11 protein-coding genes are annotated in these 14,527 nt (G+C 46.6%); 7 read left to right on the forward strand and 4 right to left on the reverse strand.

Features of this window, described 5'->3' with window-relative positions; all coding sequences use genetic code 11:
* Nucleotides 1-535: 535 nt before the first annotated feature.
* From NHAL_RS16215 to NHAL_RS16230, 4 genes are all read right to left on the reverse strand, one after another.
* On the reverse strand, nt 536-1,165 hold the full coding sequence (locus tag NHAL_RS16215) for a hypothetical protein (RefSeq protein WP_013034226.1): 630 nt from the start codon (nt 1,163-1,165) through the stop codon (nt 536-538).
* On the reverse strand, nt 1,158-1,703 hold the full coding sequence (locus NHAL_RS16220; RefSeq protein WP_013034227.1) for a GTP-binding protein: 546 nt from the start codon (nt 1,701-1,703) through the stop codon (nt 1,158-1,160). Before NHAL_RS16220 ends, NHAL_RS16215 begins: the two co-directional genes overlap by 8 nt.
* A gap of 39 nt (nt 1,704-1,742) precedes the next feature.
* Nucleotides 1,743-2,867 (reverse strand): hypothetical protein, encoded by a 1,125-nt coding sequence (locus NHAL_RS16225; RefSeq protein WP_238985374.1) that lies wholly within the window; start codon nt 2,865-2,867, stop codon nt 1,743-1,745.
* Nucleotides 2,868-2,962: 95 nt separating this feature from the next.
* A complete protein-coding gene (locus tag NHAL_RS16230) occupies nt 2,963-3,649 on the reverse strand; it encodes a type IV pilus assembly protein FimV (protein WP_157862588.1) in 687 nt (228 codons plus the stop codon).
* Between the two features lie 564 nt (nt 3,650-4,213).
* Between NHAL_RS16230 and pilG the strand changes: the two genes are divergently transcribed.
* The 7 genes from pilG to NHAL_RS16265 all read left to right on the forward strand — a co-directional run bounded on the left by pilG (nt 4,214) and on the right by NHAL_RS16265 (nt 14,506).
* Complete coding sequence (gene pilG / locus NHAL_RS16235) at nt 4,214-4,600, forward strand: twitching motility response regulator PilG (RefSeq protein ID WP_041355116.1); 387 nt, start codon at nt 4,214-4,216, stop codon at nt 4,598-4,600.
* 86 nt (nt 4,601-4,686) lie between these two features.
* Entirely contained in the window at nt 4,687-5,052 is a 366-nt protein-coding gene (locus NHAL_RS16240; protein ID WP_013034231.1) for a response regulator transcription factor, read from the forward strand.
* 12 nt (nt 5,053-5,064) lie between these two features.
* Nucleotides 5,065-5,613, forward strand: coding sequence for a chemotaxis protein CheW (locus NHAL_RS16245; RefSeq protein WP_013034232.1), 549 nt, complete (start codon nt 5,065-5,067; stop codon nt 5,611-5,613).
* Nucleotides 5,614-5,696: 83 nt separating this feature from the next.
* Nucleotides 5,697-7,310 carry a methyl-accepting chemotaxis protein gene (locus NHAL_RS16250; RefSeq protein WP_013034233.1) on the forward strand — a complete coding sequence of 538 codons (1,614 nt, stop codon included), beginning with the start codon at nt 5,697-5,699 and terminating at the stop codon, nt 7,308-7,310.
* A 19-nt stretch (nt 7,311-7,329) separates the two neighbouring features.
* Nucleotides 7,330-8,184, forward strand: coding sequence for a CheR family methyltransferase (locus NHAL_RS16255; protein ID WP_013034234.1), 855 nt, complete (start codon nt 7,330-7,332; stop codon nt 8,182-8,184).
* Between the two features lie 18 nt (nt 8,185-8,202).
* Nucleotides 8,203-13,491, forward strand: coding sequence for an Hpt domain-containing protein (locus tag NHAL_RS16260; protein ID WP_013034235.1), 5,289 nt, complete (start codon nt 8,203-8,205; stop codon nt 13,489-13,491).
* On the forward strand, nt 13,478-14,506 hold the full coding sequence (locus NHAL_RS16265) for a chemotaxis protein CheB (protein WP_013034236.1): 1,029 nt from the start codon (nt 13,478-13,480) through the stop codon (nt 14,504-14,506). The genes NHAL_RS16260 and NHAL_RS16265 overlap by 14 nt, the downstream gene beginning before the upstream one ends.
* Nucleotides 14,507-14,527: the final 21 nt, after the last annotated feature.

The raw sequence follows: 14,527 nt of genomic DNA on the forward strand, positions 1-14,527 counted from the left end.
ACAATCAATAAAAATCATCATTTTTAATTCAGAACTATATAGAGCTTGTAACTACCATCTAACTAGCGAAGGTTGACAGTAAGCCATAATAGAAACACCTTTCACAAACTACCCCTAGACGCCTTAATACAAAGAAATATAGACAGCAAATATCTTGGTTTCACCATTAAATATTTAAAATTTACCCAGGCATGGAAATATCGAGCTTTAATGCGGGAAGGAGAAGCCCATGGGAGGAAGCTATGGGTTATCGTTACTTCCCGGATCTAGACTTGCTGCTGTTGGTGCTAAACAATAGAGATAGCTTTATCGGAGGGGGTAAAAAAATTATTGGAGCTTTAGAACGACAAGTGCAAGCGGTTCATGGCAGAGTATAACCCCTCTACCTATGACCCCTATCTGCTGACGGCTAGCCGGAAATTGGCTGATTACCTGGCTTTTTTGTCAGTCAAGTAATAAAAGCTTTTAAGAGTAAGGCTAATCCTTAGCAAATCAATGAATTACTGAAAATTAATCTGAGTAGTGGGTGACGCACCTACTGGGAATAACGTCGCGCCAATAGCCAAACAAGCTCGGTAAATGCCGTCTGGTTAAAATGGGGGCGGCCGCTGACAACTAGCATAAAGCGCTGTTTTTTCATGTAGAGGGGCCAAAATCCTATCTGACTCGTACCTGCAGCGCCCACTAACCCCCAGCCCCCTGAACGTAGCTTTAAGTTACCTTGCAGCAATCCCCTATGCCGCTGATGTAAGGCACTTAGATCAGCACTTAGGGCCGATAGCTCTTCAGCACTCTCATGGGTATAACCATGAGCCGCAAGATAAAACCCCTGATCATCAGAAAGCAGGGCCTTCCCTGTGCCCGATAATTTGGCCAGCAAACTAGGCAAGGCGTCTTCTAAAGATCCCGCTGGGGCTTCACGGGAAAGGGGTATTCCCTGCAACCAAGCCAAGGACTGCATCCGGAAAATTAGCTCTAAAGTCACTTTCTCCTCTTCCCCCCAGGCTTGTACCTGCTCGGCAGTCAATCGGGGCGTGTGATCTTCTTGAAATAATCGAAATAATAGCTCCCGCGCAGGCTCTACCATGGGGCTTGAGACGGCATAATAGGCGCCCCCTGGCGTGGGTAACACATATTGATTGGGAACAATTTGATAGTTAACCATTTGCACCGGCTAACTCTGGGTCCAGAGAATAAAGCAATGCCTGTACCAGCAAAGATATATCCCTGCGGTTACGGGCATCCACTTCAAAAACAGGGGGTTTTTTAGCAAAACCCTCCAGTTCCTGATAATAGTCAGTGATTTTTGGTTGGGGATCCACGTCCATCCGTGATATCCCGATCACCACGCCCGTACGAACAATAAACTCCCGAAAAGCATCAAGGAAAAAATGCATATCTTGGAAAGGGTTAGCGCGGCTGTTATCGATCAGCAACACCAGACCAATGCCCCCCTCAGTCAAAATATCCCACATAAAGTCGAACCGCTCCTGGCCCGGGGTACCATAGAGGTGTATCCGCTCCGTTGCCGATAAATTCATCAATCCGTAGTCCATTGCTACAGTGGTCTTGGGCTTTTTCTGCTGCGTCATATCGCTCGCCACCTCGTCGGTACTGACCAGAGGGATATCGCTCAGCACACTGATCGCGGTTGTTTTACCAGCACCTACCGGACCAGCAAAAATAAGCTTATGATTTGCCATTATATTTTTTATAATTTTTAGAGTTTAATTCTGGAATCATCACAGAGACTGGCTAACCCTGCGCAATCGACTCAAAATTCTCCCCAGAATACTTTTCTGTCGAGATTTGAGATTCGATGGCATTCTCTCCCTGATTGGCGTTGGAGTCTGCTTTAGCTCTACTAGCCCCAAACTATACACGGCACTAAAGAAAGCAAAGACATAGCGCTGGGGTATTTGCAGGATAGCCACAGTGTCTAATAAGGAGTGAGGTTGCGTCGTCCAGAGTGCGGCAATACGCATTGCATGGGGTGTCAGCAATAACCGGGTGACATTCGGCCAATGTTTGAGGTATACAGGACAATCTAGAGGCACCCCTCTAGGAATTCGTCCCCGCGAAGTCCACAAAGCCACCTTCCATAGTAAAGGTTGCAGAAGCTGCCAGGAAGTCAAACTAGGAAGCTGGGCGCGTTGCCTCTCCACCTCTTGTGGGTTAAGGATGTTGATCTCAACATCAGCCTCAACCAGGGGCACAACACATAATGGTCGGAGCTGCTTATCACTTAGCTTAAGCATGGCCTGGCTCGACCCAGGTAAGAGCGTGATCTCGCCCCAACCACTTTTAATACAAACTCCACTTGTGGCTTGGGTCTTAGCCAGGGCCCTGTGGAGATGCCCTTGGAGATAACGGCCAGGATCATAATAGACTTTTTCCAACTGGAGCGGATCAGTAACATCACGATCAGGGGCATCACCACAATATTCATGGGCTGTGCGTTTTTCCATCGCCTCAGCAGCGTCTAAAGTAAAACGCTGAGGCACCGCGTTGCCCGGCATGACGGAAGGGCTCTCTTGCAAAGACTTTGAGCCGCCGACCCCAGGTGGCGGGTTTGCCGGTTGCTGTGGGGGGGACATTGACGCTTCTCCCCTATGCCGACAACTTGCTCTAAGTTTCTCTAGGGTCGCTAATAAAGCATCCAACTTGACTGGTTTAGGAATAACCCAAGCATCCGCAAAAGCATGAGTACGTATGGATATAATAAGCGTTGGGCGCCTAGGAAATCGAGACTTATAATCTTTCCATAGCTTCTCCCAGCCAGGGCCATCCAGATCAAGAATGCCTGCTTCAGCAGTCACTTCATCTACAAGGATATAGCTTCCCTTGCCAGGCCCTGCAAACGCCATTTCTAGCAACTTCCTTGCATGTTGGCCCATGCCGAAAGTAGCTATACGCAAAGGGGGAGTGCTTGAGTTTGCCATATGTACGTTAAAATTATTCCTTAAGCGTCTTGTTCTAACTGCTCTGCCAACACTTCCCACTGGGGTGGCAATAGGAAACCTCGCTCCTCAAGACACTTAGTCATTCTGCTCAGTGCCTGTTGATCGCGACCATGCTTATAAATAGCTAGTAATTCCCCTGTCACTTCAGTATCCATAGGGTCACGTAGGCACAATTGCTCCAATAAGTCTTGGGCTTCCTGCACTTGCCCATAGACTAAATACTCTTTTGCTTCCGCAAGGAGATCATCTTTATTATTACTGAGGACATTTTTTCGATGTACTAAATCTGTACTCCCTATCACTGCTTCAGTTAATATTGATTCCACCGATTCCGGCATACTATCAATACGACTTACCCCTTGTTCTAGCTTTTCCCGCAGCATCTTATTTTGTTCCGCTGTCAGCATATGGCTGGCTAGAAGCAACATACGCTGCCGCAGCTGGCGACCCTTCTCACCCAAGGCAATATAGAGATCCAACAAGGCCCCATAAGACTGTGCCCCATCCCTACAAGAGATGCTTAGCAATATGCGCCGTACATGGGCCTGTAAGTCGTTAGGCCGCCATGTTACCTCATAGGCCATCATTTCTATTAACTGCTTATTTTGGCTAAGAAAAATGAGTTTTTCAGAAGGCAAGAACGCAGTGTCGTTCTCTGCTAGGAACCCGCTAATAGACATATCCAAGGGGATATTCCTACCTGCCTCAGTAATTAGACTTCTATTTATAGCTATCATATGAGAGGTGATGTGTACGCAAAACCAAATTTGTCACATATTTAGTTAACGGAAATAATTAACAAAACTTAAACGCCCAAACCTGAACTGGCTCACACATCTCTACTCCATTCATTTACAAACAGGGAAATCAGCACTCAGCACTAAAGGATAAGGGCTAACTGTCGATTAGTGTTTCTAGTAAGCTTTATATATAGCGGTTTCCATTTAGATGGAACTTCATCGGGCTTGGGGTCAACATGACCAGACCGTCGGCGACAGGGACGGATTGACAGCCTGTCTGGTCACGCCTGTCCCAAGCGCCTTAGGTCTCATTTAAACGAGAAATGCTATAAAAACAGGGGCAACATCACCTAAGGCCCAAGCGATACGCCTAACATTTCGCTTTACAGATAAACATTTCGCTTTACAGATAAACAATCTTATGGATATAAGAAGAAATTATTTTATAATCAATTACTTATTGATAATAAAGCCTACGGCTAAGCACAGGAGATATCCGCTGTGAGCGACATGGAAAAGCTCGAATTTAATGGTCTTAAAGTCATGATTATCGATGATAGTAAGACTATTCGAAAAACAGCGGAAACCTTACTTAAAAAAGTTGGCTGCGAGGTAGTCACCGCAGAAGACGGCTTCGAAGCTCTTCCTAAAATCAACCAATACCATCCAGATATCATATTCATAGACATTATGATGCCGAGATTAGATGGGTATCAAACCTGTACCTTGATAAAACACAACACTGCATTCAAGAAAACTCCAGTGATTATGCTCTCCAGCAAAGATGGTTTGTTTGACCGAGCCCGTGGACGAATCGTTGGCTGCGATCAGTATTTAACAAAACCCTTTACTCGTGAAGAGCTCTTAGGTGCCATTTCAAGCCACTGCAATCATTAACGATATACTTTTCCCCTTAGCTACCGATATTAGCTAGAACCAAAAAATGAGTAGTAACTAAGATTTCCTAAATGCAGGAGCACCCAATGGCACATATCTTGGTGGTTGATGATTCTGCGACAGAAACCTATGCATTCAAAATAATGCTAGAAGCAAAGGGTTTTACTGTTTCATTTGCTAATGATGGTTTAGAAGGCATAACCAAGGCTAAGGCATTAAAACCTGATTTGATCTTGATGGATGTCGTCATGCCACAGGTTAACGGCTTCCAAGCCACAAGAAAGATAACCCGCGATCCAGAAACGGCTGAGATACCCGTCATCATTATATCGGCAAAAAATCAGGAAACAGATCGGGTTTGGGGTCTACGACAAGGTGCTAAAGACTACTTAGCAAAGCCTGTCAATAAAACAGAATTATTTAATAAAATCAAAGCATTGATAAAAATCTAACGCGGCCAATGCATGGACACCAATCGGCTCTCAATTGATCCTTTTTCCATACTCCGCGATCTCGAGGTTCATAACCGCCAACATGCTGTTAGCTTGCCGCAGAAAACCGCTGTCCGCCAAGTATGGACAAACCTTGGTTTTTTACTTGGTAACCAAAAGCTGGCTGCTCTACTTACCCAAGTATGTGAAGTTCTCCCCTGCCCCTTAATAACGAGAGTTCCTGGCGCTAAACCTTGGGTACTAGGAGTTGCTAATGTTCGCGGCTATATATTGCCTCTGATGGATCTGCACGCCTATATCTACGGCACTCCATCAAGACAGACTCATCAAAGCCGTATCTTGGTTGTCACCAAGCAAAAACTACTGACAGGGCTGCTAGTAGAGGAAGTTTTCGGACTCAAATATTTTTTAGATGAAGAATGGGTTGGACAACATCTTACACCGAATGATCCGCTCCATCACTATATTCAAAGAGGGTTTGCACAAAACAATGAAATCTGGCTGGAATTTAATTTCCACCTATTGATGGAACAAGAAGGCTTTTTCCAAGCAACTATCTAGAATAAATACCCCTGAGCATTCAATAAAATAGTAAATACTGCTAGCAGAATTAGGCTGGCCTCACTACCCTGGAGATAAAGTAAATGAATACTCCTAATCAAAATTTCTTTGCCATGCTAACTGCAAGAAGGTATTTATTGCTGCTCGTTACTGCATCAGTATTAGCCCTTACCACAATTGGTGTTATCAGTTATACCACATGGCAAATAAACAAGCTTAATAGAAATATAGAATTAAGTACCGAGCTACAAGTATTAACTCAACGATTCCCTACGCTTACCTTGCTAATGGCAGCAAACAATAAAATAAAGCAAGAAAGAGTGAGCGAAGCTATTTCTGACTTTGATAGAAAACTAAAACAAATCTATAGTAGTGAATTGCGTATACCTTTCATAGGAAACACCATAAAAAATTCACAAAAAGAGATCCAACCCATTTGGGAGCAACTAAGAAAGAATCTTGTCGAAGTCCTGAATACTCCAAGTAGAGCAGTTATCTCCTCTTTACTTGAACAAAGTGATAACCTCTTGCAGATAACAACGAATTTGGTCAAATCTTACCAGGAGGGACGCCATCAGTTACAAATTATCCTGGTGGCTGGCTACGTTAGCGGCTTGGCGGCACTGATTATTTTATTAATTTTATTTACCCGTCCTGCAAACATATTGCGTCAAAAAGTTGATGATTTAGAGATAAAAAACGCCCATAACCAAGATGCAATTTTAAAATTACTAGATGAAATGGGTGATTTAGCGGATGGTGATCTGACTGTCAGCGCGACAGTGACTGAAGATATTACAGGAGCTATCGCCGACTCTATTAATTACACCATTGATGCCTTACGCACCCTCGTTCAAGACATTAACGATACTGCCGTACAAGTATCAACATCGGCGCAAGAAACACAAGCCACAGTCATGCATTTGGCTGACTCGAGCGAGCACCAAGCCCAACAAATCACCACAGTAGGTGCTGCAATTAATGAGATGGCCGTTTCTATCGAACAAGTTTCAGATAATGCCTCTAAATCAACGGAAGTGGCCAAGCAATCAGTGGAGATTGCAAGTAAGGGCGCTGACACAGTAAAGAATGCCATCGAAGGGATGGACAATATTCGTGAGCAGATTCAGGAAACCTCTAAACGGATTAAACGGCTTGGTGAAAGTTCTCAACAAATTGGAGAAATTGTCGAACTCATCAACGATATTGCTGAACAAACCAATATTCTATCCCTTAACGCAGCCATCCAAGCCGCTATGGCTGGAGAAGCCGGCCGAGGCTTCGCCGTCGTAGCCGATGAAGTTCAGCGACTAGCAGAACGTTCTAGTAGTGCGACTAAACAGATTGATGCTCTTGTGAAAACTATTCAAAGTGATACCCATGAAGCCATTATCTCAATGGAAGAAAGCACTTCTGGGGTGGTTTCTGGCGCGAAGTTATCTCAAGATGCAGGGGGCGCACTGGGTCAAATCGAGAGTGTGTCCCATCACTTGGCAGAGCTTATCCAAAATATCTCTGGCGCAGCAAAACAACAGGCCGCAGCAGCAGCAGGAATTTCCGATACCATGAATGTTATTCAAGAAATTACTGACCAAACTTCCAAGGGAACCAACGAAACTGCCGCCGCTATTGGTCGCCTGTCTGAATATGCTAATGAGATGCGTGAATCAGTGGCGGGTTTTAAACTTCCAAAATAGCCATTGATAAAAACAAAAAATGAACCTTAATCCACAAACAAAAATCAGCGCTGAAAATTATCTAAAGTGGACGGAAATTCTGGAAGAATTTGGTATTTGCACGGATACAATTCCACGCTCCCTTCTAGAAACCCGTCTCCGTATGCGGATGAATGCTCTTGGATTCGAAAACTTTTACCATTACCACGATTATTTAAAAACCTTAGGTAGAGATAATCTAGAATGGAGAGTGCTGATTGATAATTTAACAGTCCAAGAAACCCGCTTCTTTCGGCATCCGGAATCCCTATCTCTGATTGAAAAATTCCTGCACTCAAATCAACAACCACTTCATGGGAAAACACCACCCAGCATCCATGCTTGGAGTGTCGCCTGTGCTACTGGTGAAGAGGCTTATTCCCTCGCCATGGTCATTAATAAAAGCCTACAAAAAATTACCAGCAATGCATTTTTTGGGATCACAGCTACCGATATTAGTCACTCTGCACTGACTACAGCTAAGCGTGGTATATATCATAGGAATAAATTAACCAACATCCCATATCACCTACGTGACGAGTATTTTATTCCTTTAAACGATGACAATTATCAAATCAAACTGGCGTTGCGCAACCGGGTATGTTTCTCTAAGCTAAATGTGCTGCAGGCAAGAAATGCTCCTTTGGGACAAATGGATATTATTGTATGTCAGAATTTGCTTATCTACTTTGGTCCCGACAAACACCCTTTAATTTTAGATGCCTTAGTCACCCACCTAGCACCTGGCGGCTTGTTAATTCTAAGCATTAGTGATGCATTTAATTGTTCACACCCAGCGCTAGAGCGGATAAATCACGAGGATACGCTTGCCTATCGGCGTAAAGCTGATCTATAGGCTCCAGGAGTACAGCTTATGAGCATAAATCATGAGTTTAATCAAAACGCTCTTAGTTGGGTCAAGAATGAACTTGACGAGTCTCTACGCGAGGCTAGTTTGGCCTTAGAAGCTTTTTCTGAAAGCACGGATGATATTACTCAGCTACGCTTCTGCCTGAATCATCTATATCAGGTAGAAGGTGTCCTGCAGATGGTGGAACTATCAGGGGCAAATTTGCTTGCTGTAGAAACAAAAGCGCTAGCCCTGAGCATTCTTGATCAAAAAACAGATCTCAATGGCCAAGCGCTAGAAGCGCTAATGCAAGGCACGCTCTTGCTACAGGATTATCTCAATCGACTAGAAGCAGGAAAAAAAGATCATCCTTTGAGCGTCTTGCCTATGGTCAATGAACTCCGCCTCGCCCATAGTAAGACCCCGCTAAAAAAAACCGAGTTTTTTGAACCAGACCTGAATACCCCACTCCCGGAGACCTTAACCGCTCATCTGAAATCAGATAGCCGTGAACTCCCTTTAGTTGCAGCCAAAATACGTCCACAATATGAATCCGCTCTTCTCTCTTGGTTCCGAAACCCTATGGGCGATGGTCTTTTTCGGCTGGCTAAAATAATCACTGAATTACGACAATATTCCCATGATATTACCGTCTTTCGTCTATGGTGGTTATCCCAAGGTGTAATTGAAGCATTACAAGAGGGCGGACTCCAAGCAACACAAGAAATAAAGCTCTTATTGGGAACCCTAAACAAACAAATCAAAACTTTGGCTCAGGAAGGCGAGCCTGCATTGGCGGCGAGTGTCACTGAGGATCTACTTAAGTCATTATTATTTCAAATTGCCAATGCTCCCTCTTCCGGGAAGGAAGTTATTGCTATTAAAGAAACCTATCAACTAGAAAATTGTTTACCTTCTGATCGGGTCTTGCTAACCGATCTAGGAACTGAAATCGTTGATACGGTGCTTAATGCTTTCCAAGAAGATCTTGCCCAGGCCAAAGATCTTTTGGATATTTTTGAGCGCACTAGCGAACAACCACAGCAAGGATTAGAAACTTTATGTAATCTGTTTCAGAAAATGGCTGACACCCTCGCTATTCTCGGCTTTGTGTCGCCTATCGCTATTCTTCGTGAAGCAATCAGCCAGCTAGAGGAAAAGAGGCAACAGGGAGCGGGTCTTGATGGTACCCAACACCTGGAATTGGCTAACACCCTACTACAGATCGAGGCATCCCTAAAAAGAGAAATCGCCCAATCCCGAAATTCTCCCACAACCTCCCCTGCTAACGACACCCATTCTGATACTAAAGAATCACCTTCAGACTCCGCTGCCGGAGGAGATATCCAAACGGCACAAAACACGGCAACCAAGGAATGTCTCAGCGAACTTGCCGTAGTAGGACAAGCCCTAACCAACTATAGCAAAAATCCAGCCGACTCAAGCGCCCTGAACCCCATTCCCCATCAATTACAACGGACTGCCGGGGCCTTATCGGTGTTAGGCTTAAGTCGTATTGCTGCTTTAATAGCCGACTGCACTCGCTTTATCAACGGAGCTCTAATTGGGAAGACCTATAAAACCGCCCCCCCTAGCTTGGAGGAGTTGGCGGAAGCCATCGCGGCAATAGAACTCTATCTGGAAATGTTAACAGAAGGTGCCCTAGCCAGCGGTTCACTCTTAGACACTGCAGCCGACCGCCTAGCTCGCCTACTAGAATCACTGGAGCATCTTCCCCCTGATCAGCAAGAAACCGCTGAAACAGCAAGCACTCCAGCAGCCTCAGAGTCAAAGGAGGCCACGGCAGAGAACACTGAACTATCTGCTAACACTACAACCAACATCGACTTGATATCTTCTGAGCCAACCCATTGGGAAGCCCCTGAGGCACCTGTTTACCCAGAAGGAGTCGATGGGGAAATTGCCACCTATTTCATCGAAGAGGCCCAAGAAGAAATGGCCTCCATTGCTGAAAATTTTTCTCAATGGAAGCAGGATCTTAATCAACAAGAAGCCCTTAAGACCGTACGCCGTTCCTTCCATACCCTCAAGGGCAGCGGTCGCCTAGCCGGCGCAACGGATCTAGGCGAATTAGCTTGGGCCATTGAAAACATGTTTAATCGCATTATAGATGGAACCCTGGCAGCAAATCCTGCAGTATTTGAGACCATTGAAGCAGCCCAGCGAGCCTTACCACAACTTCTTACCCTGTTCACCCACGGGGGAGGAACACCACCTAAGGATATTTTGATATTAACGCAAAGAGCGCATACCCTAGCTGACGGTGCAGCCAACGCTACACTGGATAAAGGCCCCAGTGAAACAGAAGTCGTATATTCCCCCCCTCCTGAAACCGATACCCCATCTGCTGAGGCAAAAGTCCCTGCTGATGATTCAAAATCGACTCAGGAAGAGTCCCAGCCCCAACGGGCAAAACAGGAAGCGGCAACCTCAACCCAGCATTCTTCAGCCTCCAAGCCCGTTTCAGATCCAGAGTTATTAGCGGCCTTTCTCGATGAAGCAGAGGACATTTTACAAGCCGCTGAGACCGCACTGGCTGACTGGCGTGCTGCTCCCCATGAAAGGGGCCCGGTACAGCAACTCCAACGGGAACTTCATACCCTCAAAGGCGGCGCACGTTTAGCCAATCTTACTGCGTTAGGCGATCTCAGCCATGATCTGGAATCCCTTATTATCACTGTCATTGATGAAGGCCTAACAGGTGGTAAGGAACTCTTCGATCTCCTGCAGGAAGGGCATGATCGTCTCGCAGAAATGTGCGATGCCATTCATCATGGGGTGGCCTTACTGGCCGCCAATGATTTATCTTCTCGTATCCGCAAGGTGCTTGACTCCTCACTCCAGGCAGAAAAAACTTCAACGGTACCTGCTGAACCCTCGCAGGATTACGCGCCTCCCTCTACCCCGGCGGCGGAAGCAACTGTTGTTACCGTCGATCCTGATAACGAGCTGGTTGCGGCCTTCTTGGAAGAAGCCGATGAGTTACTACAAACCAGTCAGACGAGTCTTTCGAACTGGCAAGAAGCCCCCTCTGAACGGACTTCCGTTGAAGGCTTCCAACGAGAATTACATACCCTAAAAGGGGGCGCGCGCCTGGCAGGCATTACCCCCCTGGCGGATTTAGCTCATCAGATGGAAACGGTAGTGAGTTCCCTCGTAGAGGGAAAACACAATGCGGAACCAGCACTATTTGAGCTTCTGCAACGGGGCCTTGATCGATTATGCACTCTACGCGACCTTGCCCAGCAGGCGACTCCCCTCCCCTCCGTAGCAGACTTATTAGCCGAAATGAGCCGTTACAGTTCAAAATCCCTGCTTTCCTACCAGGAGGATTCTCCAATAGGGGACGTTCCCTCCACAAATGTTCAGGAGTTATCGGCAACTCCCCTCGTTCCCCCCTCCGAGCAGGAGCTACACAAAACTGCCCCGCCCCTTTCAGAAAATCGAAACACTTCGGTAGAACAAGTACGGGTACGGGCCGATTTACTGGATCATTTGGTCAATAATGCTGCTGAAGTCAATATCTTCTGTACCCGGGTTGAGCAGCAGATTGGAACCATGCGTTTGAATCTCGGCGAGATGGAACAAACTATCGCCCGCCTAGGGGGGCAACTCCGCAGATTGGAGATCGAAACCGAGGCCCAAATCCTTTATCGCCATGAAGAAAAAGAGAGTCACCACCTAGAAGATTTCGATCCCTTGGAAATGGATCGCTACTCCCAATTACATCAGTTATCCCGGGGTCTCATAGAAAGTATTAGCGATCTCACCAATATAAAAGAAACGCTGGATGAATCGGCGCGGGAAGCCGATACCCTCTTACTCCAACAATCGCGCATTGGAACCGACCTTCAGCAAGGGTTAATGAATACGCGGATGTTACCATTCACTGGGGTAACACCGCGCTTGCAACGCATCGTTCGCCAAACAGCGCAAGAACTCAACAAGAAAGTCCAGCTCCAAATAGCCGATGGCGGCCTTGAATTGGACCGGACGGTACTAAACCGCATTATTGCTCCCCTCGAGCATATGCTGCGAAACAGCATTGCCCATGGTATTGAAGCCCCATCCGCCCGCATCGAAGTCGGTAAGGAGGCAATAGGCACTATTCACCTCTCCCTGACCCGGGAAGGTTCAGAAATCGTCATCCAAGTGCGTGATGATGGCCAAGGCATTGATCTGGAAAAAGTACGTACCAAAGCACTCGCTCAAGGGCTGGTACGAGAAGAATCCATGCCTCCCGATGACGAATTGATCCAACTCATTTTGGAATCAGGCTTTAGCACCGCGGATAAAGTTTCCCAAATTGCAGGGCGTGGAGTCGGCATGGATGTCGTCAACAGCGAAATCCGAGCGCTCAATGGAACCTTAAATATCGCTTCTCAAAAGGGTAGCGGAACGACCTTCACCGCCCGCCTTCCCCTAACCCTGACCATTGTCCAGGCCCTGCTGGTAGAAACCGGCAATGAACTTTTCGCTTTGCCCATCATTAGCGTACACAGCGTTATCCGCCTTGATCAAAAAACCGTTGCCTCCTTACTTTCAAACGAGCAAGGCCTATACTGCCATGGAGGCGTCAATTATCAATTTATTCATCTTGGCGCCGCCTTGGGCCAGGAACATCCTGAGCTCCCTGCCTCGAGCACCCATTATCCTGTGTTACTGGTGCGCTCCGGTGAACTTCAGGCCGCCGTATTAGTGGACACCCTGATAGGGAGCCGTGAAATCGTCATCAAATCAGTGGGCCCCCAACTCAACACCATTAAAGAGATAACGGGGGCCACCATCCTCGGAGATGGAAGGGTGGTACTTATCCTGGATCTGCCAGCCCTCATCCGCAAAGCCATCCAAAAACCAGAAACCATCGTGACCATAGGGCAGGAAACCGACGCTCAGGCATCGCAAAAGAATGTGGTCATGGTGGTCGATGATTCTATTACCATTCGCAAAGCCACTCAGAAACTTTTGGAGCGTCATGGTATGGCAGTATTAACAGCCAGGGATGGGGTGGACGCGGTAGAACATCTGCAGGAGCATATCCCCGATATTTTTCTGCTGGATATAGAAATGCCGCGGATGGATGGGTTTGAGCTTGCCACTTTCATCCGCAAGGATACGCGATTGCAGGATATCCCCATCATCATGATTACTTCCCGGAGTGGGAAAAAACACCGAGATCGGGCCGAACAGATTGGCGTCAACAGCTATCTGGTCAAACCCTATCAAGAAGATGAATTACTGCAACATATTCAGCTTCTTTTGAGCCCAGCTGAAGCCGATGTTACCGTCTAAGAAAGCGCTCGTCCGGGTCGCCATTGCCTGTAACAGCAAGGAGATGAGGCTCCGGACCCGCCGCATTCTAGAACAACAGGGTCTTATTGTAGTCGCCGATGGCCCCCTAGAGCTCCCTTTTCTGACCACCGCCGAAAGCTATCACGCCAATGTACTTTTTGTCGAGTTAGACGAAGCTTATGAAGAACAAGCCCAAGTGCTTGAAAAACTCTTAGAACAGGCTTCACTTCCCATGTTGTTTAATGAGGGGATTTTTCAGGATAAAAAAAAGCGCACCACACTAGCTAAATGGGGACAACGGGTCAGCGAAAAACTAACCAAACTTGCAACCTCCACCCCACCGAGGATAACCGCAACAGGAGAAACAGCGACACCGATTAACTCAGTTGGCTTTTCAGTAGAAGAAGAAAAAGCCCCGCAAAGGGTTTGGGTACTGGGCGCATCCACTGGCGGACCCCAAGCTCTGCGCCGCTTTCTCAGCGCTATTCCCGGCACTTTACCTATCGCATTTATAGTCGCCCAGCATATTGGCAGCAATTTTCTAGAACTGTTTACAAAACAATTATCCAAATATACCCGCTTTTCCGTAGAAGTACCGAAATCGGGACACTTGCTTCAACATCAACAGATTTTGATTGCTCCAGAAAAACATGACCTCAGCTTTGACGATAACTGCTGCCTGACATTATTACCTACTGTTCGGGATTACCGATACAGCCCCTCGATTGATTTGCTCATGTGCAAGGTATCCAAACGTTTTGGTCCTATGGCCGGTGCCATTATTTTTAGTGGTATGGGTGATGATGGCGCCCAAGGCTGCCGTTACCTTTTTGCAAATGGGGGTACGGTCTGGGCCCAAGATGCTGCCAGCTGCGAAATCAGCAGTATGCCTGATTATGCCCGCGCTACGGGGGCCGTCAGTTTCAGCGCCCCTCCGGAAGAACTCGCTAGAAATCTTGTCAAGCTACTGGGAAAGGCCAAGGATGGCGCAAGTCAGCAGGGAGCAATCAATTAAATTCAACCGTTTATCTTTTCA

The sequence above is a fragment of the Nitrosococcus halophilus Nc 4 genome (genome assembly GCF_000024725.1).
Classification (GTDB): Bacteria; Pseudomonadota; Gammaproteobacteria; order Nitrosococcales; family Nitrosococcaceae; genus Nitrosococcus; species Nitrosococcus halophilus.